This is a genomic window from endosymbiont of unidentified scaly snail isolate Monju, from assembly GCF_000801295.1.
Lineage (GTDB): Bacteria > Pseudomonadota > Gammaproteobacteria > Chromatiales > Chromatiaceae > MONJU.
In genome coordinates, this window is the sequence record NZ_AP012978.1 from 2,481,709 (window position 1) to 2,506,408 (window position 24,700).

At 63.0% G+C, this 24,700-nt stretch carries 27 protein-coding genes; 9 read left to right on the top strand and 18 right to left on the bottom strand.

All coding sequences use genetic code 11. The features are described 5' to 3' along the window. Positions 1-3 precede the first annotated feature (3 nt). Positions 4-1,191 (top strand): type II secretion system F family protein, encoded by a 1,188-nt coding sequence (locus EBS_RS12010; RefSeq protein WP_043108898.1) that lies wholly within the window; start codon positions 4-6, stop codon positions 1,189-1,191. 208 nt (positions 1,192-1,399) lie between these two features. Here the strand turns inward: EBS_RS12010 and EBS_RS12015 are convergent, their stop codons facing one another. The 9 genes from EBS_RS12015 to EBS_RS12055 form a co-directional block, all read right to left on the bottom strand. Then, positions 1,400-3,844: a DUF6701 domain-containing protein gene (locus EBS_RS12015; protein WP_148307760.1), complete on the bottom strand. Its 2,445-nt coding sequence runs from the start codon at positions 3,842-3,844 to the stop codon at positions 1,400-1,402. Continuing rightward, positions 3,841-4,239, bottom strand: a complete 399-nt coding sequence (locus EBS_RS12020) for a hypothetical protein (RefSeq protein ID WP_043108900.1) — start codon at positions 4,237-4,239, stop codon at positions 3,841-3,843. Before EBS_RS12020 ends, EBS_RS12015 begins: the two co-directional genes overlap by 4 nt. Next, positions 4,236-5,117 carry a prepilin-type N-terminal cleavage/methylation domain-containing protein gene (locus EBS_RS12025; protein ID WP_171816250.1) on the bottom strand — a complete coding sequence of 294 codons (882 nt, stop codon included), beginning with the start codon at positions 5,115-5,117 and terminating at the stop codon, positions 4,236-4,238. The genes EBS_RS12020 and EBS_RS12025 overlap by 4 nt, the downstream gene beginning before the upstream one ends. A gap of 8 nt (positions 5,118-5,125) precedes the next feature. After that, positions 5,126-5,572 carry a hypothetical protein gene (locus EBS_RS12030; protein ID WP_043108902.1) on the bottom strand — a complete coding sequence of 149 codons (447 nt, stop codon included), beginning with the start codon at positions 5,570-5,572 and terminating at the stop codon, positions 5,126-5,128. A gap of 26 nt (positions 5,573-5,598) precedes the next feature. Then, positions 5,599-6,090, bottom strand: coding sequence for a pilus assembly FimT family protein (locus EBS_RS12035; protein WP_052199571.1), 492 nt, complete (start codon positions 6,088-6,090; stop codon positions 5,599-5,601). A gap of 26 nt (positions 6,091-6,116) precedes the next feature. Next, positions 6,117-6,614, bottom strand: coding sequence for a type II secretion system protein (locus EBS_RS14805; RefSeq protein ID WP_043108903.1), 498 nt, complete (start codon positions 6,612-6,614; stop codon positions 6,117-6,119). A 213-nt stretch (positions 6,615-6,827) separates the two neighbouring features. Beyond that, positions 6,828-7,085, bottom strand: a complete 258-nt coding sequence (locus tag EBS_RS12045) for an oxidative damage protection protein (RefSeq protein WP_043108904.1) — start codon at positions 7,083-7,085, stop codon at positions 6,828-6,830. Continuing rightward, positions 7,061-8,146 (bottom strand): A/G-specific adenine glycosylase, encoded by a 1,086-nt coding sequence (gene mutY / locus EBS_RS12050; RefSeq protein ID WP_043109816.1) that lies wholly within the window; start codon positions 8,144-8,146, stop codon positions 7,061-7,063. The genes EBS_RS12045 and mutY overlap by 25 nt, the downstream gene beginning before the upstream one ends. Continuing rightward, on the bottom strand, positions 8,143-8,457 hold the full coding sequence (locus EBS_RS12055) for a putative signal transducing protein (RefSeq protein ID WP_043108905.1): 315 nt from the start codon (positions 8,455-8,457) through the stop codon (positions 8,143-8,145). Before EBS_RS12055 ends, mutY begins: the two co-directional genes overlap by 4 nt. Positions 8,458-8,531: 74 nt before the next feature. Between EBS_RS12055 and EBS_RS12060 the strand changes: the two genes are divergently transcribed. The 5 genes from EBS_RS12060 (at position 8,532) to EBS_RS13205 (ending at position 12,724) form a co-directional block, all read left to right on the top strand. Continuing rightward, complete coding sequence (locus tag EBS_RS12060) at positions 8,532-9,101, top strand: RNA polymerase sigma factor (RefSeq protein ID WP_052199572.1); 570 nt, start codon at positions 8,532-8,534, stop codon at positions 9,099-9,101. Further along, positions 9,098-9,460 (top strand): anti-sigma factor family protein, encoded by a 363-nt coding sequence (locus EBS_RS14370; protein ID WP_171816251.1) that lies wholly within the window; start codon positions 9,098-9,100, stop codon positions 9,458-9,460. The genes EBS_RS12060 and EBS_RS14370 overlap by 4 nt, the downstream gene beginning before the upstream one ends. Beyond that, on the top strand, positions 9,382-9,801 hold the full coding sequence (locus tag EBS_RS12065) for a DsrE family protein (protein ID WP_052199573.1): 420 nt from the start codon (positions 9,382-9,384) through the stop codon (positions 9,799-9,801). Before EBS_RS14370 ends, EBS_RS12065 begins: the two co-directional genes overlap by 79 nt. 5 nt (positions 9,802-9,806) lie before the next feature. After that, positions 9,807-10,283, top strand: coding sequence for a DsrE family protein (locus EBS_RS12070; protein ID WP_043108906.1), 477 nt, complete (start codon positions 9,807-9,809; stop codon positions 10,281-10,283). Between the two features lie 275 nt (positions 10,284-10,558). Then, positions 10,559-12,724 (top strand): putative bifunctional diguanylate cyclase/phosphodiesterase, encoded by a 2,166-nt coding sequence (locus EBS_RS13205; RefSeq protein WP_052199574.1) that lies wholly within the window; start codon positions 10,559-10,561, stop codon positions 12,722-12,724. 68 nt (positions 12,725-12,792) lie between these two features. Here EBS_RS13205 and EBS_RS13210 read toward each other — a convergent pair whose 3' ends face one another. Continuing rightward, positions 12,793-13,434, bottom strand: a complete 642-nt coding sequence (locus EBS_RS13210; RefSeq protein WP_052199575.1) for an ANTAR domain-containing response regulator — start codon at positions 13,432-13,434, stop codon at positions 12,793-12,795. A 384-nt stretch (positions 13,435-13,818) separates the two neighbouring features. Beyond that, on the bottom strand, positions 13,819-15,831 hold the full coding sequence (locus tag EBS_RS12090; protein WP_171816252.1) for a methyl-accepting chemotaxis protein: 2,013 nt from the start codon (positions 15,829-15,831) through the stop codon (positions 13,819-13,821). A gap of 327 nt (positions 15,832-16,158) precedes the next feature. Here EBS_RS12090 and EBS_RS12095 point away from each other — a divergent pair, with 327 nt between their 5' ends. Together EBS_RS12095 and EBS_RS13215 are read left to right on the top strand one after the other, a co-directional pair. Then, positions 16,159-16,668 (top strand): sigma-70 family RNA polymerase sigma factor, encoded by a 510-nt coding sequence (locus tag EBS_RS12095; protein ID WP_043108909.1) that lies wholly within the window; start codon positions 16,159-16,161, stop codon positions 16,666-16,668. After that, the gene (locus EBS_RS13215; protein ID WP_052199576.1) at positions 16,655-17,425 is read left to right on the top strand and encodes a DUF3379 family protein; all 771 of its coding nucleotides are present in this window, start codon (positions 16,655-16,657) and stop codon (positions 17,423-17,425) included. The genes EBS_RS12095 and EBS_RS13215 overlap by 14 nt, the downstream gene beginning before the upstream one ends. Positions 17,426-17,540: 115 nt before the next feature. Here EBS_RS13215 and EBS_RS12105 read toward each other — a convergent pair whose 3' ends face one another. Then, positions 17,541-18,473: a carbohydrate kinase family protein gene (locus tag EBS_RS12105; RefSeq protein WP_043108910.1), complete on the bottom strand. Its 933-nt coding sequence runs from the start codon at positions 18,471-18,473 to the stop codon at positions 17,541-17,543. Positions 18,474-18,629: 156 nt separating this feature from the next. Between EBS_RS12105 and EBS_RS12110 the strand changes: the two genes are divergently transcribed. After that, on the top strand, positions 18,630-18,938 hold the full coding sequence (locus tag EBS_RS12110; RefSeq protein WP_043108911.1) for a hypothetical protein: 309 nt from the start codon (positions 18,630-18,632) through the stop codon (positions 18,936-18,938). A gap of 305 nt (positions 18,939-19,243) precedes the next feature. Here EBS_RS12110 and EBS_RS12115 read toward each other — a convergent pair whose 3' ends face one another. The 6 genes from EBS_RS12115 to gcvT all read right to left on the bottom strand — a co-directional run bounded on the left by EBS_RS12115 (position 19,244) and on the right by gcvT (position 24,687). Continuing rightward, positions 19,244-19,612, bottom strand: a complete 369-nt coding sequence (locus EBS_RS12115) for a diacylglycerol kinase (protein WP_043108912.1) — start codon at positions 19,610-19,612, stop codon at positions 19,244-19,246. Continuing rightward, entirely contained in the window at positions 19,605-21,068 is a 1,464-nt protein-coding gene (gene gcvPB / locus EBS_RS12120; protein ID WP_043108913.1) for an aminomethyl-transferring glycine dehydrogenase subunit GcvPB, read from the bottom strand. Before gcvPB ends, EBS_RS12115 begins: the two co-directional genes overlap by 8 nt. 139 nt (positions 21,069-21,207) lie before the next feature. After that, positions 21,208-21,708 (bottom strand): thiol peroxidase, encoded by a 501-nt coding sequence (gene tpx / locus EBS_RS12125; RefSeq protein WP_043108914.1) that lies wholly within the window; start codon positions 21,706-21,708, stop codon positions 21,208-21,210. Further along, complete coding sequence (gcvPA, locus tag EBS_RS12130) at positions 21,621-23,132, bottom strand: aminomethyl-transferring glycine dehydrogenase subunit GcvPA (RefSeq protein WP_081999962.1); 1,512 nt, start codon at positions 23,130-23,132, stop codon at positions 21,621-21,623. Before gcvPA ends, tpx begins: the two co-directional genes overlap by 88 nt. Positions 23,133-23,161: 29 nt before the next feature. After that, positions 23,162-23,557: a glycine cleavage system protein GcvH gene (gcvH, locus tag EBS_RS12135; protein WP_043108915.1), complete on the bottom strand. Its 396-nt coding sequence runs from the start codon at positions 23,555-23,557 to the stop codon at positions 23,162-23,164. A 35-nt stretch (positions 23,558-23,592) separates the two neighbouring features. After that, positions 23,593-24,687, bottom strand: coding sequence for a glycine cleavage system aminomethyltransferase GcvT (gene gcvT / locus EBS_RS12140; protein WP_043108916.1), 1,095 nt, complete (start codon positions 24,685-24,687; stop codon positions 23,593-23,595). Positions 24,688-24,700: the final 13 nt, after the last annotated feature.

A 24,700-nucleotide genomic window follows, 5' to 3' on the forward strand; every position in this document is an offset into this window, starting at 1 on the left:
ACGGTGAGAAGGTCCGGCGGCAGCCTCGAGGCCGACTCGGCCGGCGAGGCCGCTGCCCTGCTCGGTGAACGCGGCCTGATCCCCATCCGCATCGAGGCCGGAAACGGCCCCCGAGTGGACGTGCTGCAACAGCTCCGCGGCCTGCTGGAGCCCCCTGTGCGCGCCGAGGAGATCATCATGTTCTGCCGCCAGCTGCGCACACTGCTCAAGGCCGGCGTACCCATTCTGCGCGCGCTCAAGGGGCTGGCAGAGACCGCACGCAACCCGCGTCTCAAGCAGGCGCTCTCATGCGTGCTGGCGCAATTGCAGGAAGGCCTGGAACTGAACATGGCGCTGGCCCAGCACCCCGCCCTGTTCAGCCCGCTGTTCATTGCCATGGTGCGCGTGGGCGAGAGCACCGGGCGACTCGAAGAGGCCTTCGCCCACCTGGCCGACCACCTGGAGATGGAAAAGCAGACCCGCGAACGGGTGCGCACCGCCCTGCGCTATCCACTGATCGTGCTCGGCGCCATCGCGGTGGCAGTGGTGATCATCAATATCTGGGTGATCCCGGCCTTTGCCAATGCCTTTGCGCGCTACGACGCCGAGTTGCCGCTGATGACCCGAATATTGATCGCCACCTCGGACTTCTTCCGTACCCAGTGGCCGCTGCTGTTGTTCGGCAGCATCGGCGCCCTGGTGGCGGTGCGCCAGTGGCTGTCCACTGCACAGGGCCGCCGCCTCGGCGCACGCTGGCTGCTGCGCATGCCACTGATCGGCCCCATCGTGCACAAGGCGGTGATGGGTCGCTTCGCGCAGTCGCTGAGCATGACCCTGAGCGCCGGGGTGCCGTTGGTGCAGGCGCTGAAGGTGGTCGCCGGCGTGGTGGACAACGTGCATGTCGCCGAGCGCATCCAGGAGATGCGCAAGGGCATCGAGAAGGGCGAGAGCATCACCCGCACCGCCGCGGCCACCGGCCTGTTCACCCCCCTGGTATTGCAGATGCTGGCGGTCGGCGAGGAATCCGGCGCGGTGGACGAGCTGCTCGCCGAGACCGCACGCCACTACCAGGCCGAGGTCGAGTTCGATCTCAAGCGCCTGTCCGATGCCATCGAACCCATCGTGATCGTCATCATCGGCATCATGGTCACGGTGCTGGCACTGGGCGTGTTCCTGCCCCTGTGGGACCTGTCCTCCGCCGCACGACCCTGACGTCCGGCCCGGATTTCATCTGACACGGGCCGGAGGTTCGCGGCGAGGACGCCGCTGCTACCTGTAGGAAGCCCGTCCCCGGGCCGAACCCTTCGCGGCGAGGATGCCCATTGACGGGCAGAGGCCCGAAGGGCCGTGCCCATCGATAGCCTGAATTCTGTCGCCCCCCGGACCTTGCCCTATTGTTTGTGAGCCATCCAGGCCAGCCTCATTGCTGCCGCAGGTAGATGATGTCCGAGCTGCTGCCGCGGATGCCGAAGTTGATCAGCGCCGCGGGATCCGCGTCACCTACTCCGCTCCAGTCGTATCGCAGCCAGGCCGGGGCCACCATGCGCAGGCGCAGCACACCGGTGTGGTTCACACCCGGCGGCGCGAGGTGCAGGTTGAAGTCCGCCTGGTCGGGCGTGGCGCGCAACTGCCAGGCGGACTCGCCGGGATCGGCACAGGCTGCCGCACCGCTCAGGCCCGCGCTGTCCCACACGCAGGTGTCGGCCGGAGCCAGGCTGTCGCCGGCATCGACCTCTTCGATCACCATGCTGCCGACCGGCGTGCAATGGTCGTCGACATTGGCCAGAAAGCCCAGCGCGCTGCCGGCAAAGTATTCAACGCGTGCCGGCACCGCCAGAGTCTGTAGCTCCGAGCCCTCGGCATTGCCCAGTGCCAGGCGGCCGTAGCGCAGCGGCACCCCGGTCGGTGCAATCGCCAGATCGATGCGGCCCGAGGTCGCCCCGTCGGTGTCGGTGACCGATTGCAGGACCAGGCGAATATCACTGGTAAAGGGCGCGATCTGCGCCAGGGCGTCGTGGGCGTAGGTGAAGCGGTCCCCCACCAGCGACAAGGTCAGGCTGCCGTCGCCGTTGTCCACCAGCACCCGCGAACCGGCCTGCATGGCCAGCGCCAGCGGCGTGCTGCCATCCGCCCCGATCGCCGAGGCGTCGGCCACGGGATCGACGAAGGACAGCCCGGTGGTATCCAGTTTCATGTAGTCGCCGGTGTAGTTGCGGGTGATCGTCCCGGCGCGGTTGCGCGCCTCGATGCGCAGGCTGGGCGGCAGGTCGTAACCGATGGCCTGGCCGATGTAACTGAAGCTGCCGCAGCTGTTCGCCAGGCGCCCCGGGTCGCTCACCGAGACGACAAAGCTCGCCGGCACGAAGCGCCCGATCCAGGCCGAGGGATCGGCATTGGCGATATCGCAACCAATGCGCCCGGTGGCGTCCGCCTGGGTGGTACTGCTGCCGACCAGGCAGTCCCCGCCCGAATCCACGGCGGTGAAACCGCTGTCGCGGATGGCGCCGGAGCGGAAACGGAAGGCCCCTACCTCGTCGTAACGGAAGTTGCTGCCGGAGGCGGTCGCGTTGTTCAACGTCGGGGAGTCCAGGACGAAGCCCCTCGGGCGCACGGCAAAGCGGTCGGCCGAACAGGCGACCACCGGGGCGTCACCGCTGTCGTCGCGCACCCGGCAGCGCACCGAGCGCCAGGCGCGATCCACCCGGAAGGCATGGCTGCGCACACGTCCGCCGTCGGCCGCGCGGAACACCAGTGTCTGCGCGCTACCGGTGATCGTCGGCAAACTCGAACAGGCGCCGCCGGACGAGGCGTCCACCAGTTCCACGCGCACGCTGCGATCTCCCTCTGCGGCATAGTCGCTGGCCACCGCATCGGCCAAGCCGTCACCGTCGCTGTCGCGCAAGGCAATCACGTCCAGGGAGAAATCGCTGCCTGCCAGCCGCGTGAACAGGCGCCCGGCCAGGGCATCCTGACCCGGCTGTACGCAGTTGAAGCCATCGGCCCCGTCGGACGGCGGGGTACTGCCACCGGTGCAGATCCCGGGCACGTCCAGATCGGCCAGGGCCGAGGCGTCGTAACTCACCTGGCCCTTCACCTTGATGTCGTCCTGTGCCGAGATGGCACCGAACCACTGTACCTGCTTGTCCAGTTTGACCTTGTCTCCCCCGTGCAGGAAGGCCGACACCGTGACCCGCTCCTCGAGTTCGATCTTGTTGTAGGCAAGGATGAACAGGCGCGCCGGATCACCCCCGCTAGCGGCCGAGGGGGAGTTGATCAGCACGTCCTTTTCGAGTGTCAGCTTGTCGCGCACGTACAGGCGGGCCGTGCCCTCTCCCTCCACCAGGATACGTGCCTTCTCCCTGGCATCCAGCTCCTCGATCCAGTAATCCACTCCGGCACGCAGAACCAGTACCGACTCCTTTTCCAGCTTGAGCTTGCGGATGCGGTACCGGGTGAAAGACGCGTCGACATCCAGGCGGGCACGCTTGTCGACCATCACCTCCTTGTAGTCGACGTAGCCGTCGCTGCCGAGCCGGAAGCTGCCGTCGTCAGGCACGTTGATCTTGCGCTTGCTGCTGCTGCGCTGAAAGGCAGCGGCCGCCGGGGCCGGCGCCAGACTGCCCGAAGCCTGGCAATCGGTGTTGCCGCAACTGGGTACATTGCCCTTGTTCTTTACTTTCCCTGTGTCCAGCAATCCATCGGGATCGCCGAGCAACTGGCCCTGGTCCTTGAATTCGATCTTCCCCTCGTCACTGGTGTTCTGCAGGCCGCTGGGCCAGAGCAGAGCACAACTCCCGGCATCGGCCTGGGCCAGCCGCAACGACAATGACAGGAAGCACAACAATCCCAGGAGACAAGTCTTCATGGGCCCTCCAGAATGGCACGCAGGGTGCGCGAGACATGGTCGACATGGCCGAAGGCATTACGCTCGGCGGTGACCGTGACGTCATAGACGGTATAGTTCAGGGCACCCTCGGTCACCGGCCAGGCCTCACAGCGCACGATGTGCACGCTGAAACCCTCGATGGCCAGCGGTGCCGCCAGCACGGGACAGGCGTCGTCGTGGCGCAGGCGATACGCCAGCCATTCCAGCCCGCTGTGCGCAGCATATTGCGCACGCAAGCCCTGCGCCGACATCGCCACCTCGAGGTGCTGGGCACTGCCGATCTGCACCATGTAGGCGCCGAGCAGGCTGACCACCACCAGCACGAACAAGGTGCCGATCAGCGAAAAGCCCCCTTGTCGCCGCCTGTTGTTCATGGCCGGTTCACCACCTGCACCTGCTGGCTGAGCGCGACGCGCTCGCCGTCCTGTTCGATCACCAGGTACAGCTGCAACACGCCGTTGCGCGCGGCCGCCCCCGGCCGGTAGTCGAAGCGACAGTCGGTAACATGATCGGCGAGCAGGGCCGGCTCCGCCGGGTTGTCCAGGGCAACCAGCTCGGCGGCGCTGTCCACTGCCGTCTCGTCGGCCACGATGGAGTAACCGGCATAGCGGGTGAGAGTCCCCGCCGACAGGTCGCACAGGAACTTCAGGGGGCCGTCCAGCAGGAAGAACCGACGCCGGGGCGAGGGTGCGGGAAAGGCGCGCTGCCCCCCGGCGAAGCCGCCATTGTCGAAGCGGATGTGCAACGGCGCGGTCTCGATGGCCCGCAAGGTAGCGATGTTGTCGCCGGCCCATGCGTTACCCCCGCGAAAACCAGTGTTGTAGATGGCGACGCAGGCCGCGCGCCCGGCGCGGCAATCGGTCGGATCGGTACCGGTGAGCGGAGGCTCGGCCGGGTCCAGTGGACCGATCACCGCGAAACGCTGATCCGCATCGGCAGGATTGAAGGACAAAACATCGCCCGGCGGCGCACTGCGGTAACGGCCCCCCGCCACCACGTGCAGCAACTCGACGCAACGCCCGCCACAGCCGATGCGCAGGCTGTTGGGCAGGGCCTGGGCCACGTCGCGCGCCAGACGCGTCATGGCGATTTCCGCTATACCGACCAACTCGGCGCGCCGGTTCACCGCCACGTAGGCCTCGATGGGCGCGGTGATGAAGCGCGAGGCCAGCCCGGCGAGGATGCCGGTGAGCACCAGCACGACCACCAGCTCGACCAGGGTGAAGCCCTTTTGCCCTTGCCGCCGTACCATGCCCCACCTCATTCGAACCGCCAGGCCGCCAGGCTCAGGGTGAAATCGGCGTCGGCTGCATGTCCCACCCGCACCTCGATGCGCTGCCCGTTCACGCCTTCGAGCGTGCCGGGGCGCACCGAGACGTTCACCCGCCAGGCTGCCAGGCCGGCCACCGCCTGACCGTTCTGGTCGATCACGCCCTGGTCCGAGAGACCGTCATAGTCGTTGACATCGTCGTAGGTGGCGCGCTGCTCGCCCGCCTCGGGCCCGCCGGTATCATCGCCCGAGGGATCGGTAGGTGCACGTGAAAGGATCTCTTCCATGTAGGCCTGGGCGATGGCATTGGCCTGGGTCAGGCGCATGGGGTCGGCGCTGTGCCGCACGGTCTGCGCGATGACCATCAGGATGCCGGTAATGCCCACCGACAGCACCACCACCGAGACCACCAGCTCGACCAGGGTGACGCCACGCATCCGCCAACGGGGAGAGAAGGCGCCCCTCATCGGTGAGCAAACCCGGTGACCGGTTCCACCCGCAGCACCTGATCACCGATGGTGACCGTCTGCACACTGCGCAACGGCTTGCCGGTGGCCGTCTGCCAAGGCCGCCCGGCACTGTCGAAATACAGATCCAGCGCGCCGCTGGATACCCCGGCCGGCGTGCTGCCCGACCAGTGTTCGCCACCGGGCCGGAGCAGTGCCCTGGTGAAATCACCTGCGGTACAGCTCGTGGCGCGCTGCCAGAGATCGAAGCCATCAGCGCCCACGCGAATGCGGGTATCGCAGCCGGTGGTCACCGCGGTGCGCTGCGCAAAACGCAACGCCGAGAGCACCGCGTCGGCGTGTCCCATGGCGGCGAAACGATCGGTGGCGAAGAAACGGGGCAGGGCCACGGCGGCCAGCACCCCCAGTATCGACAGGGTCACGACCAGCTCCACCAGGGTGAACCCCCGGTGGACACCCGTCGCGTACTTGTCCCCGCCGCCAGCCATGGTGGCACCGCCTCGGGAAAGGATGATCAGGGATTGGTGACGGTCACGCTGCCGTCATTTGCGTCGTACACGAATTTTTTGGTGGTCGTCGTATCGCCACGGTAGGTATAGGTACAGGTCTGGCTTGTTGTATTCGCCTTGGCCCAGTAGTCCGGTGCGCCGACACCATCGGCTTCGACCGACGGAGGGTTCTGCATCAGTCCTTTCCATACCCCCACGCAATCCGTGTCTGCTCCCAATTGGGAGAAGTTCCGGGTAGCAACGGGCCAACCCGAAGCGTTGGTATACACATCGCCAGATCCGAAACCGGCAAGGTTTTTCGCCCCCACGCCGCCTTCCGCGACCCACTGAGCATGGGCCATGGCAACACCGGACGTGAAACTACCAGCCACACCAGCCACCGCGGCCTGATGGGCCTGATCCTGCACGTTCATGAACTTGGGCAGTGCCGTGGCGGCCAGAATGCCCAGGATGATGATGACCACCACCAGTTCAATGAGGGTAAAGCCAACCTGTCTTTTCATATCCTCGACCTCACAACAGGGTACACAAGACCGACGACCGCGCAGGCGCGGTCGTCACCTGCTGCCGGTAGCGGCAGGGAATGCAAGGACTTTAGGGGGCCGTTCGGCCCGGGGGCGGGCCTTCTGCATGTCAGCAAACATTCGGCCCGGGGACGGGCCTCCTGCAGGCAGGAGCGGCGTCCTCGCCGCGAATGGTTCGGCCCGGGGAGGCTTCTATTGCGGACGAAAATCCGGCGGAGTATCGGCGCCATCACCGAAGAAGTATTTCTCCATCTGCTCCTCCAGGAACTTGCGCGCCTTGGGGTCGATGGGACTCAGGCGGTACTGCATGGTCTGGTGCCGCAGCCATTCCTGCCAGGCCTGCTTGGAGACGTTCTCGAAGATGCGCTTGCCCAGCTCGCCCGGGTAGGGCTGGCGGTCGAGGCCCTCGGCCTCGCGCTTGAGTTTCACGCAGTTGACGACTCTACCCATGGTGTTTCCCCTGTCTCTGGTTGTTCGATCTCGCGCAGCAGGCGGGCAACCGGCGCGGCCAGTCCCAGCGCCGCCAACTCGCGGGAATGATACCAGCGCAGTCTATCGTCATCGGCCACCCGGCATCCCGCTTTCTCGAGGCGGATTTCGCGCGGCAGGATCTCGAGATGAAAATGACTGAAGGTGTGGTGCCGTGACGGCAGTGCGCGTACCGCATCGATCGGCTGGTGACCCTGGTCCCGGCACCAGGCCAGGGGATCGGCATCCGCGGGCAGCTCGGGCAGGCCCCAGAGACCGCCCCAGATTCCTGCCGCAGGACGCCGCTCCAGCAGCACCCGGCCCTCGGGATCGCGCAGCAGCAGCATCTGCACCGTACGCTCCGGCAGGGCGCGGCGCGACTTGCGACCAGGGAAATCGGCCTGGCGTCCCTGCTGGCGGGCCTCGCAGTCGGCGGCCAGCGGGCAACGCTCGCACGCCGGTCGGCTACGGGTGCAGACCGTGGCTCCCAGATCCATCATCGCCTGGTTGTACTCAGCCACCCGTTCATGAGGCGTGTGTGCCTCGGCCAAGGTCCAGAGCGTGCGCGCCACCGCGGCCTGCCCCGGCCAGCCCGGAACAGCATGGTGCCGGGCCAGCACCCGCTTGACGTTGCCGTCGAGAATGGCATGCCGCTGGCCCAGCGCCAGCGACAGGATGGCCCCGGCGGTAGAGCGTCCGATGCCGGGCAGGGCCTGCAAGGTGTCGATGTCTTCGGGCAGGCGACCATCGTATTCGGCCATCGCCAGGCGCGCGGCGCGGTGCAGATTGCGCGCACGCGCGTAGTAACCCAGCCCCGACCAGTGCGCCAGCACCTCGTCCTCGGATGCCGCGGCCAGGCTGGCCAGGTCGGGGAAGCGCGTCATGAAACGCTGGTAATAGGGTATCACCGTGGTCACCTGGGTCTGCTGCAGCATGATCTCGGAGACCCACACCGCGTAGGGATCACCGGGTCGCTGCCAGGGCAGGTCGTGGCGGCCGTGCACATCGAACCAGGCCAGCAGGCGCGCGGCGAAATCGTTCATGCCGATCGGCCCCGCCCACAGTGCCAACACAGATCGAAGCCGGCCTCCACCTCGGTACCGCAGGTGCAACGCCAGGGCGCCCCCGGGTGGGAGCCGGCGCGGCGCAAAAGGAATTCCTCGAGCAGCTGCCGTGCTCGCTGCAGGTCGTCGTCCTCCAGCACCCAGACCACCGGGAACTGCAGGGCCGGCAGCTCGCCGGCAGCCGCCGACTGGTAACGACCCAGTATGGTCGCGCGGATGCGCGAGGCCCCCAGCCAGTCGCAAAGCAACTGGGCCTCGATCTCGTCTGTTGCCTGGTAGAGTGCCTGCATACAAACAGTGTAACCTGTCCCGGAGCCCTTCCTGGCGCAGGGAATAAACCCGGCGCCCGCTCGTCTTTGCGCACATGAGAGAGAAAAATACTCCTTCCCTGCTGGAACGACTGGGCCGCACCCGCCGCCTGCGCCACGCCATCTGCGAAGAGCGCGAGCGCTTGTACCGGCTGGCCTGGTCCTGGTCGCACGATCAGCACATGCCCGAAGACCTGGTCCAGGAGACCCTGGCCCGGGCGCTGGACAAGCTGGACAGCCTGCGCGACGAGACGCGTCTGGCCGCGTGGCTGACCCGGATCATGGCCAACCTGTTCCGTGACCAGTTCCGACGGCAGCGCGAGGATACCGGCCAGGATGCCGAACCTGTCACCGAGGAAACCCCGGAGGAGGCCGCGGATCGTTCGCAGCTGGTGCAGCACACCCGCGAAGCGATCGCCGCCCTCAACGATGATCACCGTCAGATCATCACGTTGGTGGATCTCGCCGGCTTCAGCTATGCCGACGCCGCACAGATCCTGGATGTCCCGGTCGGGACCGTGATGAGCCGCCTCTCGCGCGCCCGTGGGCGCCTGCGCGAGCTGCTCGCCCAGGTCCATCTCAACGACCGGGTCGTGGTCCCCCTCAGGAAAAGGTACTCGTCATGACCAGGAACAGTGATATTGATCTCAACGCCTACGTCGACGGCGAACTGACCTCGCAGGAAAGAGTACGGGTGCTCGAGGCCATCCAGCAGTATCGGGCGCTGGCGCGCGAGGTATGTGAACTCAACAACTTGAAGAGCCAACTCCAGCTGGCCTACGCCAACCCACCGGGTATTGCCGCCTGCAAGGTCGCGCGAGCAAGCCGACACTGGCTGATGCTGGCTGTGGGCCTGCTGGGCGGCTGGCTGGTGGGCAACGAGAGCCAGAGGCGCAGGACCGGCTGGTGGTACTCGACCCGGAGGGACGCGGCCAGGCACCGGCTTCGGCTGACAGCGAGGAGACGCGCATCGTCTTCCACCTGACCACGCCCGACCAGACCGCTGCCGGCGAACTGCTCGACGACGTGGAACAGATGCTGGCCGCCTACGAGGCCGATGGCAAGCCGCTGCGGGTCGAGATCGTGAGCAACGGTGAAGGCCTGGCCTTCCTGCGCGAGCGCCTCAGCCACTACAAGGAGCGCATCCACCACCTGGCCCAGCGTTACAAGAACCTGACCTTCGTCGCCTGCAAGAACACCATCCAGCGTTTGGAGGTCAAGCAGGGCATCGAGGTCGAGATCCTGCCCGAGGCCGAGATCATCGACTCCGGCGTCAGCCACGTGGTCAAGCGCCAGAAGGAAGGCTGGAGCTACATCCGGGTCTGAAGCCGATGCTCAAGCTGCCCCGACTGCTGCCCTGGCTGTTGCTGCTGCTCCCGGCGCTGAGTGCGGCGAATGCCGCCGCCGGCGACCGCCTGCGCGTGGTCTATCACATCAACGACAGCGACCCGGCACACCAGGCCTATGCCCTGCGTACCGTGCAGAATCACATCGAGGCCGAGGGCGCCGACCACCTGGACATCCGCGTGGTACTGCACGGCAACGGGCTCTCCATGCTCCTGCTGCCCGAGGCGCTCGGCCACCTGAAGAGCTTCCGACGCGCCAATGCCGACGGCCAGATGGCCGCCCGGGTGGATACCCTCAAGGACCAGGGCGTGCGCTTCGAGGTCTGCGGCGCCACCCTGCGCCGACGCGGGGTCGATGCCGACAGTGATCTCTACGGCGTCGAGCCAAACGACATCGTGGACAGTGGCGTGGCCGAGCTGGCTCGCCTTCAGCAGCAAGGCTATATCTACATCAAGCCCTGAGACTATCGTTTCACCTCCAAGGTCGTGGACCCGCCTCCGGCGGGTCTTTTTTTCTTCCCCCATATCAAGCCAGCCATGTACGCAGGCCTCTCGACCTCGACATTAACCGTGTCGGTTGTCCTCGACGCTAAAGCCGATATGATTCTTGCCGTTAACCACTGGGCAGCCACCTTCCCCACGTGGCTCCATTCTGTCCTCAGGCCCTTCACCCGCCTCCCACAGGTTGCCATTTCTCTCTGGCATCAGTACCAACACCACAGCATTTCTGGTGGGACATGAAGAACTTGGACCAAGAAACACCTCTAACCTCTTACGCGCCAGATATTAGCGACGCCGAAATCGATGCGCATAAAGAAAGCCTGGAATTCTCTACGGATGACGAACGACGCCTGCAAGAACTGAAAGAAGAACTGCGTGGCTTGGCGCCCCATTTCATAGCCGATCTATATGACTTCTTCCGACGCTTCGAGCCTACGAGGCACCTGCTGGCAGATCAGGAACAGATCGACACACTCTTAGAAAAACAACTCGAATACTTCAATGGATTGACGAACGGCAACTACGGTCCACAATACGTCACCCATCGACTCATGGTAGGAGTGGCGCATGCAAGAGCGGGCCTGCACCCGAAATGGTACATCGCCGCATACAGAAGATATCTAAGGGCTTTGGTCCCCCATTTATATAGAAATCGCCATGAATACCGCGGCCAATTCGAAGACTATGTCGACTCGTTAATAAAAATCATATTCTTCGACATGGATCTAGCCATGGAAGCGTACCATCACACAGACAGAATTCTACGACAGCAGCAGGAAAGAATTCTACAACGCATCATGGACAAACTCCCGAGCGGAGTTTTCATCGTAGCTCCCAACGGATCCATCAAGTCAGCCAATCCTGCAGCAAAAACCATCTTTGGCCTAGGCTCCAATATAACGAAAAAATCCCTCAAGGAGTTGCTGCCTAGGTCTGACGTGGACGACATGCTTGCCATCGCTATAAACGACAGAAAATATCACGGGGAAGCGACACTTAGCGTAAATGGAACAGAAAGATTTCTTGCAATACATTTATCTATACTGAATACCGACTCGCAAGTCTCCGATACTCCCAACATCCTATTGACCGTCGAGGACTTCACCGATCTACGGCGCATGGAAGAAGAAAGCCTCCGCCTTGCCACCAGTGACATCCTGACCGGACTGGCAAACAGGCTTCAACTCATGGAGCGTCTCACCCAAGGGATATCTTCGGCCAAAAGAAAACACAGCAGGCTTGGGGTATTGTTTCTCGACCTCGACAACTTCAAGAACATCAATGATACCCTGGGTCATGCAGCTGGAGACCAGCTGTTACAACAAATGGCCGCCCGCCTCAAATCGAAAGTCCGTAGCACCGATACGCTTGCTCGATTCGGAGGAGACGAATTCGTGCTGGTCGCAAACGACATCCAATCACGATATGACTGTGAACGAATCATCGACCATATACTCGAGATATTCGAAAACCCTTTCGATCTCGACGGACGAGAGTATCGCTTGAAAGGAAGTATCGGCGCCTCTCTCTACCCCGATGATGCCGAAGATCCGCATTCACTATTGAAATATGCAGACTCTGCCATGTATCAGGCAAAAGCAGATGTAAGCAGGCGCTACAGCTTTTTCAACCGCAACGAACATCGGCACTTCACTGACCGCCTCAACTTGGAGCAATCGTTGAGACTGGCTGTAGAACGTGATCAGCTTGTCATAAAATACCAACCCATTATCTCTCTCGACGATCTCAGCGTGATCGGCTTCGAAGCTCTTCTGCGATGGGAGGATCCAGAGCTCGCCTCCATTCCCCCCTCTCGTTTCGTTCCGTTACTCGAAGAGAACGGACTCATACACACCGTAGGAGAGTGGGTTCTCAAGAAGGTATGTGCAATGTCCGCATCGCACCCCCGATTCTGTTTCTCCGTCAACGTGGCAAGTCAACAGTTCAACGATCCTGATTTTGCCAGGCAACTCTTCTTGATGCTGACCGAACACAACCTCTCCGGAGACCGTATAGAAATCGAGCTGACCGAAAGTACGCTCTTGGAGCGGACCAGCGTCACCATCGAAAACCTGAATGCCGTCGCAAACATGGGTATCAGTATCGCTATCGACGACTTCGGCACTGGATATTCTTCGCTCAGTTACCTGAAGAGGTTTCCGATTCGCAGGATAAAGATCGACAAATCATTCGTCCACGATATCACAAGTTCGGAAGAATCGGCCTCTCTGACACGAGCGATCGTGGGACTGGGGAAGACCCTTAATATGGAAATAACCGCCGAGGGGATCGAAACCGATGAACAGCTAGATCTCTTGAGGCACTGGGGGTGCGATGCCGGCCAGGGATATTACTTCAGCAAGCCCATTGGACCAGACAAGATAGGTAAAATGAAAATATGAAACAGTCCCACCGGACTCAGACCGGGGGCCATAACACAGCACACCTGTACATCACGCTGCCGCTTGCATCAGGAAGTGCTTTTTGAGTCCTTACGACGCTTTACTGCACAATGTTCTTTGATGCAGCCAAGCAGCCGATGGGCCCTGTTATGTCCTTCAACTATCTCTTGGCATAATGTCGCCAATCTCATCCTCTGGGATCTCGCATAGGCCCTGATTTCCTCAAACGCCTGGTCTTCGCTCAGATGGTACTGAGCCATGTAAATCCCTATAGCCAAGCTGATCTTCTGATTCAACTTCTGGGCAGCGCTCAACCGCTCTCGACTAATCTCCAGATCTCGTAATTCATTAGCGAGATCGAGCGCAACGTGCACGGCTGCCACCAAGGCGAAAGGCTTCACGGGCTTAACCAAATAACCCAGCGCCCCCTCGTACCTGGCCTGATCAACCATCTCCTTGTGCGCCACACGCGACAGAAATATACTTGAAACGCCTAACGATTGTAGTTCCTGAGCCACATGAAGACCGGAGACATCAGGAAGATCGACAAATATAACCGCAAGGTCCGGGAGCGGCCCGAGAGCTGCCAACTCGAGGGCCTGCCTGCCACTCCTGACAGTGACTACATCAAACTCTTCCTCCTCAAAGGCCTCCTTATAGCCCTGCAAATCGTTCTCATCGATATCCGCAATCAGAATTTTCTTTGCCATGGAAATTTATAATAATATATCTGTCGACACCGACTCCATGTGCCGAACACCGAGATCAATCCGGCAACTTGGGTCTTGAGATGTGTTGGACGGGTCCTCCAGAGGCCGGGCATGCCTTACAATAAACGCAAAGCACTTGATCCTCCGGAACGTCAGAACGAAATTCCGGGCGGGGGTGAGGACCGGAAGAGTTAAGGTTGGCCCATGCTTTCTCGGGCCGTGCGTACCGGCACCTGTTCCAACGGGACCATTCTCAAGGGTACCTGAAACCCCATTTACCAGCAACCGCAAAGAAACACAAGCCTTCTGTCGCCCCTCTTCCGCCGCTCTGGCAACTCCAGATAGTGCTGTCCCCTTCCCCTCCGACCCAGCCAATTCGTCACCCTACGAGCTGGCTTCACTGACTCGAAAGCGCCCGACCTCTCCTTGAAGCTCGGCCGCGAGGAGGGCGAGCTGTTCGGCCGCACTCGTGAGCTCCGTTGTTGCACTTGCCGCATGACCGGTTTGGTCTTTGAGGTTCACGACATTTCGGGCAATCTCCCCTGCCACGGCACTTTGTTCTTCCGTTGCCGTAGCGATCTGTGCAGCCTGCTCATCCATCCTCTGTACTTGCCCGGCGATCTCTCCCAACACTTCATCCACCTGGCGAGCTTGAGCAACCACCTTCTCTGCTTGATCACGGCTCGCGTGCATGCGCTGCATCGCGGTCCCCACGCTATTACTGAGTTGTTCCACGGTCGAACGAATCTCTTCGGTGGACTCCCGGGTCCTTGCGGCCAAGGTCCGTACCTCATCAGCTACCACAGCGAAACCTCTTCCCTGCTCACCGGCCCTGGCGGCTTCGATCGCTGCATTCAAGGCCAACAGATTGGTCTGTTCTGCCAACCCATTTATGACGTCCACGACGGTGTCCACCGTCTCACTAGCCTTTCCAACGATATTCATGACCTCTTCGCTCTTAGCGATTTCCTCTCCCAACGAAGAAATCGCGCCAAGTGCCTCAGCCTCTACCGCCCTTCCCTGATCTGCGTCGGATCGGGCCCTGTCGGCCGCCAGAGCAGTCTGATGAACGTTCCGCGACACCTCGCCGAGCGTCACGGACATTTCCTCGATAGCGGTCGCCACCTGATCGGTCTCTTGCAACTGCTGTTGTACGATCTTGCTACTTTCGGCACTTACCAGACTCAGTTCTTCCGCCGAAGCGGCCAGTTGATGCGTAGTCGCCTGCACCGTTGAGATTATGTGACACAACTTCCTCACAAACCGATTGAAGGCATTCGCTACCTCGGCCAACTCGTCGCGCCCTTCAATATCCAATTGGTACGTGAGATCACCTTCCCCCTCTGCAATCTCACTCAACGCATTGCGCATAACTCCAAGTCGACTCACCACGCAATGCACAATGACATAGGCAATGGATACACTAAGCAGAACGCTAACGATCGAGACCATCAGAAACGTCATCATCTGCGAACGAGCCTCGTTCTGTAGAACTCGCGGCTCATTCATAAGCCTCGAGCTCACAAAATCTTCTATTTCCTTAAGGATCTCGATCCGGTCCGTCAATATGGAGAAAACCTTCTTAGACGCAATGCCGTCGAACGAACCAGCCTTGCCTCCGAACGCAAGCGCTCGCAAACAATCAACCTCCGCCTCTACTTTTGAGGATCTGGCGCGGCGATACAAATCCAATGCACCGCCTTCCGCGAGTGAATCAAATACATCCAGATAGGAGCTCTGCTCGGCAATGACTTCGGCGAGATGCTTTCTCTGACCGGGAGCCAACCCCCCTCTCGAGAACGCACTCGTAAGGATCGCCCTCTCCACGCCGGCCCGATCCTTCGCCTTCAGGAAGTTACTGTATGCAATCAACGCCCTAGAAACCTTACCTGTATCCGGGGTTCTGGCCATTGCCAAAACAAACTCCATGATCACGTCATCCACACCGGAATAGTAAGCTATTACATCCGATACACTCACGTTCTTGGAGTCGACCTTCGCACGAAACTCCTCGATATCACCTATCGCAGATTTTATATCGGAGTACATGCGAGACAACTCCTCTGTCAATCCGCTAAGCGAGGATTGATTTCTTATTTTTTCCAGCTTCTGGTCCGTCCTGGATCGTTGCATCAACAGATCTTCCAAGAATTCTCGTCCCGCGCTACCAAGATACCCAGCACTCAAACCACGCTCTTTCTGCAGTTCGTGTACCGCCGACGCCAGCTCCACGCTCAAACCGCTCAGGACCTGCAATTCGTCTGTACTTTTCGTCTGCTCAAGATGTTGCAGTATTCCGCCCGTCGAGAAATACGCCAGACCGATCATCGGGAACACCAACATGAGGATCAACTTATTTCTAATGGACATATTCATTATCAATTTCGACAGCATCATCATCGCACTCCAGACCGAATTTTCATGCCACTCGCGTGGTTACGCTCGTTGGGGTTACGCGCAGGACAAGGGGAGGCGCGAAAAGAGACTACGCTTGCGGAGGGAAGGCAAGAAGGAAGCTATATCCGAGATGAAGCAACGTTCGGCTTCGCTTCACGGGTTCTTTCGACCGCCAAGGGGAGAGCTTTAGGCTGTGGATGCACCCCGAGGAATCGACTCCACTCACGGCCCCGTCTGCTTGGTGCGCCAATGTACGTGCCAAGCGATAATTCAGGCGGATTCAGGCGAGGATGCAATGAAGCACGCCTTCCGTCGGTCTGGTATCACATGGGACAGCTCAGCCAACATTTCGATGCCCTGGTCGGAGCCCTGACACCGGAACTCTACCGCTACGCGTTGGGGCTGTGTCGCAACCCCGACGTGGCACAGGACCTGGTGCAGGAGACCTTTCTGCGGGCCTGGCGCTCGCAGCAGACGCTGCGCGACGTGCAGAGCGCGCGCGCCTGGCTCTACACCATCCTGCGCAACGAACACGCCCGATTGTACGAACGCCAGCGCCCCGACGTGCGCGACCCATACGAACTGCCCGAGGTTTCCGTCAGGGGTTACGACACCAGCACCGAGGCCTTCAGCCTGCGTCGCGCACTGGCCCGCCTGGCGCCGGAGTATCGCGAACCCCTGTTGTTGCAGATCATCGGAGGCTTCAGCTGCAAGGAGATCGGCCAGATGCTGGAGCTCAAGCCCAACACGGTACTCACCCGCCTGTTTCGCGCACGCAAGCAGTTGGCGGGCATGCTGAAGAACGAGGTGCAGGAGAAGTCACATGAACTGCCTTGAGTTCCGCCGCGAACTGCTGCAAGACCCTCATGCCGCGAGCGAGGCCCAGCTCGAGCACGAAGCAGCCTGCGAGGAATGCGCCCGTTTCTCACGGCGCACGCGCGCGCGCGAGGCTGCGCTGCGTGAACTGCTGAACAGCCCCGCTCCGCCTCCGGAGCTGGCCGAACGCATTCCTCTGGCCGCGCGCATGCAGCAACGCGCCGACCGCCGCCGCCCCTTGTGGCTGGCGGCAGCTGCCAGCGTCATGCTGGCGGTCACCCTGAGCATGGTCTCGCTGTACGCCAACCGGGTGGATCGCAGCCACATGGCGCTGACGCAGAGCGTGATCGACCACATCGAAGACGAGGCAAATCACCTGCGCATGGTGGCTGCAGCCCCGCAGGCCCGGGTACAGGAAGTGTTCTCGCGCTTCGGCGCCACGCTGAACGAGCGCATCGGCGAAGTGGTGTTCGTCGCCGAGTGCCTGATGCGCAACCGCACCGGTATCCACCTGATCCTCAAGGGCCAGCAGGGACCCGTCACGGTGTTCCTGATGCCAGAGGAACGTCCTGGCAGGGTGCTGCCGGTGCGCAATGCCCGCTTCGACGGCGAGATCCTGCCCACCGACTGGGGCGCCGTGGCGGTCGTCGGCGAGCCGGGAGAACGCATCGCACCGCTGGCCCTGCGCGTCACCCGGGCCGTGCGCTGGGGCAGCAACGCCCCGGCTTCCCGCCTGGAGCGCTCCGCACCGCTCCTGGCCAGCCGGATCGCGCTCTGATCACGGTTCGGCCCGGGGACGGGCCTCCTACAGGCAGGAGCAACATCCTCGCCGCGAAAGTTCGACCCGGGGACGAGCCGCCTGCATGTGGGAGCGGCGTCCCCACCGCGAACATTCAGAGATCGAAACCGAAGCTCTCGCGGAAACGCGCCGCGAACTCCTCGCCACTGAAGCCGTGGTTCTGCGGCCCACGCGACTCGATCTTGATCGCCCCCATCAGCGAAGCAACCCGCCCGGTCAGCTCCCAGTCCAGGCCATTCATCAAGCCATACAGCAGCCCTCCCCGGTAGGCATCGCCACAACCGGTGGGATCGACCACCTCGCGCGCCACGGCCAGTGGGATCTCGATGACACGCCCGCCAGTGTGGATCACAGAACCCTTGCCCCCCAGAGTGACGATCACCGCCTCGACCCGCTCGGCCAGGCGCTCGATCGACAACCCGGTGCGCTGTTCCATCAGGCGCGCCTCGTAATCATTTAAGGCCAGCCAGGTGGCCTGCTCGACGAAACGCAGCAGATCGTCGCCGTCGAACATCGGCATGCCCTGCCCCGGATCGAAGATGAAGGGGATACCGGCCTCAGCAAACTGCTCGGCGTGCTCGATCATGCCCTGGCGCCCGTTCGGCGAGACGATGCCGATGCTGACACCGGAGTGATCGCTCACTTTGCTGAGATGGGAATGATTCATTGCCCCGGGGTGGAAGGCGGTGATCTGGTTGTCGTCCTGGTCGGTGGTGATGAAGGCCTGGGCGGTGAACTCGCCCGGCACCTCGCGCAGACCGGCACGCGACAGGCCCTGCTCATCCATCCAGCGCGCATAGGGTGCGAAATCCTCGCCGACGGTGGCCATCGCCAGGCCCTCGCCGCCCAGCAGCTTGAGGTTGTAGGCGATGTTGCCGGCGCAACCACCGAAATTGCGGCGCATCTCCGGCACCAGGAAAGAGACATTCAGGATGTGCACCTGCTCGGGCAGGATGTGATTCTTGAAACGGTCATGGAACACCATGATGGTGTCGTAGGCCATGGAACCGCAGATCAGTGCCGACATGCTTTGACTCCCCGGGGAATGGTGAAAACAACGGCACGGGATGGTACCTTATAAGAACAACACCTGCCGATGCGGGTAGAAGAACAAACGGGCGCCTCAGCGCCCACGTGACCACCGGCCCTCCGGGCCATGCTCAACAGAGGAGCAAAGGAGAAGATGATGATGAAGACCCTCACCGCCGCCGCCATGGCTTTGATGCTGGCCGGCACCAGCTTCGCTGCTTCCCAGGCCGACTTCGACAAGGCCTATGCCGCCGCCGAGGCAGCACGCCAGGAGGCCGCCAAGATAAGGAACGAGTGGCGCGACACCGCCAAGATGCTCAAGAAGGCAAAGGAACTGGCCAAGGCCGGCAAGCTGGATGCCGCCATCAAGATGGCCAAGGCTGCCGAGTTCCAGGGCAAGATGGCCGTGGAGCAGGCCAGGGCCCAGGCCAATGCCGGCAACCCCGGCTACCTGTACAACTGACCCACACCCCGGTTGTCACCAGAACCCGCGACTGCCGTCGCGGGTTTTTTTGTGCCTTTGTGAGAACAGGGTTACCGAGGAAAACCGCATAGGACGCGAAGAACGCCAAGATTTTCGTGGCAAGGATATCTCGATGCCGTGCGCGGGTGATTCACCACAAAGAACGCAAAGGGCACAAAGATGTACTGAGGCAAGGATGTTTCAAACCTGGGCTCGGGGGGGCATCTAGTAGAACACGGAGGTGCGAGGTTGAACCGCAAAGAACACAAAGAACACGAAGCATTCGTGTTCTTTGTGGTCCCCCTTCAAACCGGCAGCAGGATCAGACCCCAGGTCAATATCGCAAGCAGGATGGTCAACAGCACAGCGGCCGACCCCTGGTCCTTGGCGCGCCCGGCCAGCTTGTGGTGCTCCGCTCCGATGCGGTCGACCACCGCTTCGATGGCCGAGTTGAGTAGCTCGACGATCAGCACCAATACCCAACTGCCGGCGAGCAGCGCCTTCTCCACCCAGCCCGACCCCAGCCACAGGCCCAGCGGGATCACGATCAGCGCAACAAACAGTTCCTGACGAAAGGCCGACTCATGCCGCCAGGCCGCACGCAGCCCGGCCAACGAATAGCTCAGGGCACGCCAGGCGCGCAGCAGGCCACGGTTGTCGAAGTATTCAGACATCCTCCCCTGCCGGGGTCCATTTCAGGTCCAGCTCGCGTGCCGCGCGCACGTCGTCGAGCCGGCGCACCGGCAAGGTGTGCGGCGCGCCCTTGACGGTATCCGGCTCGTTCTCGGCCTCCTGCTGGATGGCCTGCATGGCGGCGATGAAGCCGTCGAGTTCCTCGCGCGCCTCGGTCTCGGTCGGTTCGATCAGGAAACACTCGGGCACCAGCAGCGGGAAGTAGGTGGTGGGTGCGTGATAGCCGTAGTCGAGCAGGCGCTTGGCGAAGTCCATGGCATTCACCTTCAGTTCCTTGGCCTGGCGCCTGAAGGTAACGATGAACTCGTGGGTGGCGCGGCGCTCGGGATAGGCCAGCTCGAAGCCGGCCTCGCGCAGGCGCGTGGCCATGTAATTGGCATTGAGCGTCGCGTATTCGGCCACGCGGATCAGCCCGGCGCGCCCCAGCAGGCGGGCATAGACCCAGGCACGCAGCAGGACCCCCGCGTTGCCGGCGAAGGTCATCAGCTTGCCGATGCTCTGCGGGCGCTCCTTCTCGGTCAGCCAGTAGTAGTCGCCATAGCCGTCCTTCGCCACCATGGGCACCGGCAGGAAGGGCTGGAGTCGCTCGGACACGCCCACCGGGCCCGCGCCCGGCCCGCCACCGCCGTGCGGGGTGGAAAAGGTCTTGTGCAGGTTCATGTGGATGACATCGAAGCCCATGTCGCCCGGCCGGCACTTGCCGAGGATGGCATTGAGGTTGGCGCCATCGTAATAGAGCAGGCCACCGCCCTCGTGAACGATGCGCGCGATCTGCTCGATGTTGCGCTCGAACACGCCCACGGTGGACGGATTGGTGAGCATGATGCCCGCGGTCTGCGGACCGACGGCCGCGCGCAAGGCCTCGATGTCCACGTCGCCGTTGGCGTCGGTGGGGATCTCGCGCACCTTGTAGCCACACATCACCGCGGTAGCGGGGTTGGTGCCGTGCGCCGCGTCGGGCACCAGAATCTCGTTACGCGCGGTATCGCCTTGCGCATCGTGGTAGGCGCGGATCATGGCCACGCCGGCAAACTCGCCCTGGGCGCCGGCTGCCGGCACCAGCGAGACCGCGCTCATGCCGGTGACCTCGCGCAGGATCTCCTGCAGCTCGAACATGCAGGCCATGAAGCCCTGGCTGTGGCTCTCCGGCGCCAGGGGGTGGCGGCCGAGGAAGCCGGGCAGCATGGCCAGGCTGTTACAGGCGCGCGGGTTGTACTTCATGGTGCACGAACCCAGCGGATAGAAATGGGTGTCGATGGAGAAGTTCTTCTGTGACAGCCGGGTGTAGTGGCGCACCACCTGCATCTCCGAGACCTCGGGCAGCAGCGGCGGGTCCTTGCGCTGGAACTCCGGCGGGATGTCGTCGAGGGCGACGGTAGCGGCCGGCGCCTGGGAAAAGGCCCGGCGACCTGCGCGCGAGTGTTCGAATATCAGCATCGGTGGCGTCTCGTCTGTCATCGTCTGTCGCTTGATCGTTTCGCGCTCCCTCCCGGCCTCCCCCGCGGGCGGGGGAGGAGTGGGTTCGAGGAGGCTTGTTCCCCCTCCCCGCTCGCGGGGAGGGCCGGGGTGGGGCCCCTCAGCCCAGAGCGGCGATGGCCGCGTCGTAATCCGGCTCCTGCGCGATCTCGGGCACCAGCTGGGCGTGCAGTACACGGTCGTTCTCGTCGAGCACCAGCACCGCACGGGCGGTGATGCCGGCCAGCGGGCCGTCGCTGATGAGCACCCCGTAGTCCTTGGCAAAGTGCTTGTCGCGCATCATCGACAGGGTCTTCACCCGGTCGGTGCCCTCGGCCGAGCAGAAGCGCGCCTGGGCGAACGGCAGGTCGGCCGAGATGACCAGCACCACGACGTCGTCACGGCCGCCGAGGCGCTCGTTGAACACCTTGGTCGAGGTGGCGCACACCCCAGTGTCCAGGCTGGGCACGATACTCAGCACTTTCTTCTTGCCGGCAAAGTCTTTCAGGCTCACGTCGTTGAGCTCGCCATCCGTCAGCGAGAAGTCGGGCGCGGTGCTGCCGATCGCCGGCAGTTCGCCGCTGGTGTGGATGGGGTTGCCCTGCAGGGTGATCTCGGCCATGGCGCTCTCTCCTTTCCTATTTTGTTATCGAACTTCGGTTCGATCGGGCACTTCGCCCGACCCTGGGTGGTGACCACCCGCTCCAGGCGGGTGGCGTAGTGCTCGATGTCCTCGGCGGTACGCTGCTCAGTGGCGCACACCAGGATGGCATCGCCCAGCTCGGGGTAGTCCTCGGTGAGGTCGAAACCTCCGAGTACGTTGTGCGCGGCCAGGGTCTTGAGGGCATCCTGTGCCGGCAGCGGCAGACGCAGCACCCGCTCGTGAAAGAAAGGACCATCGAAGACCGGCTCGACCCCGGCGATGCTGCCCAGGCGCTCGACCAGGCTGCGGGTGTTGGCGTGGCTGGCTGCGGCCACCCGGCGCAGTCCCTCGGCACCGAGCAGGGCCATGTGGATGGTCGCGGCGGTCACCAGCAGGCCCTGGTTGGTGCAGATGTTGGAGGTCGCCTTGGAGCGACGGATGTGCTGCTCCCGGGCCTGCAGGGTGAGCGCGAAGCCGGGTTTGCCGTCGAGGTCCACGGTGCGACCGATCAGACGCCCGGGCATCTGGCGCACCAGTGCCTGGCGACAGCACAGGATGCCGAAATAGGGGCCGCCCGAGGACAGCGGTGCGCCCAGCGGCTGGCCCTCGCCGGTGACGATGTCCACGCCCTTCTCCCCCCAGCGACCGGGCGGCTCGAGCAGGGCCATGGCCAGCGGGTTAACCACCGCCACGGCGAGCATGCCGTTGGCGTGAGCAAAGTCGGTCAGCGCATCGACCGGCTCGAGCATGCCGAAGAAGTTGGGTTGGGGAATCAGCAGCGCGGCGAAGTCCTCCCCGGCATATGCCTCCAGCGCGCCCAGGTCGGTGGTGCCGGTGGCCGCGTCGAAGGGCAGCTCCACCAGCTCGATGCCCTGGTTGCGCACGATGCTGTGCGCCACCTTGCGATAGGCCGGATGCAGGCTGCGCGGTACCAGGATGCGCTTCGACTTCGACTTGCGGTTGGCGCGTACCGCCATCAGCACCGCCTCGGCCACCGCCGAGGCGCCGTCGTAGAGCGAGGTGTTGGACACGTCCATGGCCATCAGCGAGGCCATCATGCTCTGGTATTCGTAGAGCAGTTGCAGGGTGCCCTGACTGGCCTCGGCCTGATAGGGGGTGTAGGCGGTGTAGAACTCGCCGCGGGTGGCGATCTGCCACACCACTGCCGGCACATGGTGGTCGTAGGCACCGGCACCGATGAAGCACAGGGCCTGGCCATCGCGGCGCGCGCGCGAAGCGGCCAGCGCGGCCACTTTCATCTCGCTCATCCCCTCGGGGATGCCCGGCAGGTCGCCGGCGCGCAGGTGTTCGGGAATCTCGTCGAACAGCGCGTCGATGCTGTCCACGCCAATGGCCTGGAGCATCTGGCGCACGTCGTCCTCGGTGTGCGGTATGAAGGGCATGGCGCTACCTCGGCCGGTGCGGCAACCGGTCAGTGTTCCTCGTTCTCACAATGCTCGGCATAGGCCGAGGCATCCATCAGGCCTTCGGCCTCGCCCTGGTCGACCACCTTGAGCTTGAACATCCAGCCAGCGTCGTAAGGATCGCTGTTGATGGTCTCGGGGGCATCGACCAGCGCCTCGTTGATCTCCACCACCTCGCCGGAGACCGGGCAATAGACGTCGGAGGCGGCCTTCACCGACTCGACCACGGCGCACTCGTCACCGGCAGCCAGGTTGGCACCCACCTCAGGCAGCTCGACGAACACCAGGTCGCCCAGCAACTCCTGGGCATGATCCGAGATGCCCACGGCCACCACGCCGTCGCCCTCGTCGCGCAGCCATTCGTGGGTCTTGGTGTAACGGTAATCGCTGGGGATGTTGCTCATTTCTCGGTCCTCTGGTTGTCCCGCGCCCGGCGGGGTCAAATCTCGATCTGCGCCTGGCCATGGCGCACAAAGGGCAGCTTTACCACCCGCAAGGGTAGCCGTTTTCCGCGAATCTCGACGGTCAATGCCTCACCGGCGTCGCGCGCGATTCGCGCAAAGCCGATGGAGCGCTCCAGGGTGGGCGAGAAGCCACCGGAGGTGATCTCGCCGACCTCGCGCTCACCGTCGAACAGCTTCTGGTGGCCGCGCAGGACACCGCGTCCCTCCAGCAGCACGCCAACGAAGCGCGGGATGCCGCCGGCGGCCTTCTGCGCCTCCAGCGCGGAGCGACCGATGAAGTCACGATCGTCATCCATCGCCACCGTCCAGCCCAGGCCGGCGGCCAGCGGGCTGACGCTCTCGTCCATGTCCTGTCCGTAGAGGTTCATGCCCGCTTCCAGGCGCAAGGTGTCGCGCGCGCCCAGTCCGCAGGGCCGCACCCCGGCCTGGGCCAGCGCCCGCCACAGCGCCTCGGTCTGCGCCTCGGGCAGCACGATCTCGTAGCCGTCCTCGCCGGTGTAGCCTGTGCGCCCCACGAACCATTCGCCATCGATGGCGGCATGGAAAGGCTTGAGCGCGGCAGCGGCCTCGCGCAATCCCTCGGGCAACAGGGGGCCGGCCTTCTCGCGTGCGTTCGGGCCCTGCACCGCAATCATGCCCAGATCGAAACGCGGCTCGACCCGCACCCCGAAGGCCGGGGCTTGTTCGCGCAGCCAGGCGATATCCTTCTCGGTGGTGCCGGCATTGATCACCATGCGGAACCAGTCATCGGCCAGATAATAGGTGATCAGGTCGTCGATCACCCCGCCCTCGGGATTGAGCATGCAGGAATACAGCGCACGCCCGGGGGTCTTCAGCTTGTTCACATCGTTGGCCAGCAGGTAGCGCAGGAAATCGCGGACCCGCTCGCCGTGCAGGTCCACCACCGTCATGTGGCAAACGTCGAACATGCCCGCGTCGCGGCGCACCGCGTGGTGCTCCTCGATCTGCGAACCGTAGTGCACGGGCATGTCCCAGCCACCGAAGGGCACCATGCGCGCCCCCATTTCACGGTGCACGGCATTCAGCACGGTCTTCTTGTCAGCACCCATCGTTCTCTCCGGT

Excerpts from the sequence above, each read along its gene's own strand:
- EBS_RS12030 (WP_043108902.1), bottom strand. The coding sequence starts at position 5,572 with ATGCGTGGCGTCACCCTGGTCGAGCTGGTGGTCTCGGTGGTGGTGCTG.
- EBS_RS14805 (WP_043108903.1), bottom strand. The coding sequence starts at position 6,614 with ATGAAAAGACAGGTTGGCTTTACCCTCATTGAACTGGTGGTGGTCATC.
- EBS_RS12025 (WP_171816250.1), bottom strand. The coding sequence starts at position 5,117 with ATGGTACGGCGGCAAGGGCAAAAGGGCTTCACCCTGGTCGAGCTGGTG.
- EBS_RS12095 (WP_043108909.1), top strand. The coding sequence starts at position 16,159 with ATGGGACAGCTCAGCCAACATTTCGATGCCCTGGTCGGAGCCCTGACA.
- gcvT (WP_043108916.1), bottom strand. The coding sequence starts at position 24,687 with ATGGGTGCTGACAAGAAGACCGTGCTGAATGCCGTGCACCGTGAAATG.
- EBS_RS12090 (WP_171816252.1), bottom strand. The coding sequence starts at position 15,831 with ATGATGCTGTCGAAATTGATAATGAATATGTCCATTAGAAATAAGTTG.
- gcvPA (WP_081999962.1), bottom strand. The coding sequence starts at position 23,132 with ATGCCCTTCATACCGCACACCGAGGACGACGTGCGCCAGATGCTCCAG.
- EBS_RS12070 (WP_043108906.1), top strand. The coding sequence starts at position 9,807 with ATGCTCAAGCTGCCCCGACTGCTGCCCTGGCTGTTGCTGCTGCTCCCG.
- EBS_RS12055 (WP_043108905.1), bottom strand. The coding sequence starts at position 8,457 with ATGCAGGCACTCTACCAGGCAACAGACGAGATCGAGGCCCAGTTGCTT.
- EBS_RS13210 (WP_052199575.1), bottom strand. The coding sequence starts at position 13,434 with ATGGCAAAGAAAATTCTGATTGCGGATATCGATGAGAACGATTTGCAG.
- EBS_RS14370 (WP_171816251.1), top strand. The coding sequence starts at position 9,098 with ATGACCAGGAACAGTGATATTGATCTCAACGCCTACGTCGACGGCGAA.
- EBS_RS12015 (WP_148307760.1), bottom strand. The coding sequence starts at position 3,844 with ATGAAGACTTGTCTCCTGGGATTGTTGTGCTTCCTGTCATTGTCGTTG.
- EBS_RS12105 (WP_043108910.1), bottom strand. The coding sequence starts at position 18,473 with ATGTCGGCACTGATCTGCGGTTCCATGGCCTACGACACCATCATGGTG.
- tpx (WP_043108914.1), bottom strand. The coding sequence starts at position 21,708 with ATGGCCGAGATCACCCTGCAGGGCAACCCCATCCACACCAGCGGCGAA.
- EBS_RS13205 (WP_052199574.1), top strand. The coding sequence starts at position 10,559 with ATGAAGAACTTGGACCAAGAAACACCTCTAACCTCTTACGCGCCAGAT.
- EBS_RS12035 (WP_052199571.1), bottom strand. The coding sequence starts at position 6,090 with ATGGCTGGCGGCGGGGACAAGTACGCGACGGGTGTCCACCGGGGGTTC.
- EBS_RS12115 (WP_043108912.1), bottom strand. The coding sequence starts at position 19,612 with ATGTCTGAATACTTCGACAACCGTGGCCTGCTGCGCGCCTGGCGTGCC.
- gcvH (WP_043108915.1), bottom strand. The coding sequence starts at position 23,557 with ATGAGCAACATCCCCAGCGATTACCGTTACACCAAGACCCACGAATGG.
- EBS_RS12020 (WP_043108900.1), bottom strand. The coding sequence starts at position 4,239 with ATGAACAACAGGCGGCGACAAGGGGGCTTTTCGCTGATCGGCACCTTG.
- mutY (WP_043109816.1), bottom strand. The coding sequence starts at position 8,146 with ATGAACGATTTCGCCGCGCGCCTGCTGGCCTGGTTCGATGTGCACGGC.
- EBS_RS12060 (WP_052199572.1), top strand. The coding sequence starts at position 8,532 with ATGAGAGAGAAAAATACTCCTTCCCTGCTGGAACGACTGGGCCGCACC.
- EBS_RS12045 (WP_043108904.1), bottom strand. The coding sequence starts at position 7,085 with ATGGGTAGAGTCGTCAACTGCGTGAAACTCAAGCGCGAGGCCGAGGGC.
- EBS_RS13215 (WP_052199576.1), top strand. The coding sequence starts at position 16,655 with ATGAACTGCCTTGAGTTCCGCCGCGAACTGCTGCAAGACCCTCATGCC.
- gcvPB (WP_043108913.1), bottom strand. The coding sequence starts at position 21,068 with ATGCTGATATTCGAACACTCGCGCGCAGGTCGCCGGGCCTTTTCCCAG.
- EBS_RS12110 (WP_043108911.1), top strand. The coding sequence starts at position 18,630 with ATGATGATGAAGACCCTCACCGCCGCCGCCATGGCTTTGATGCTGGCC.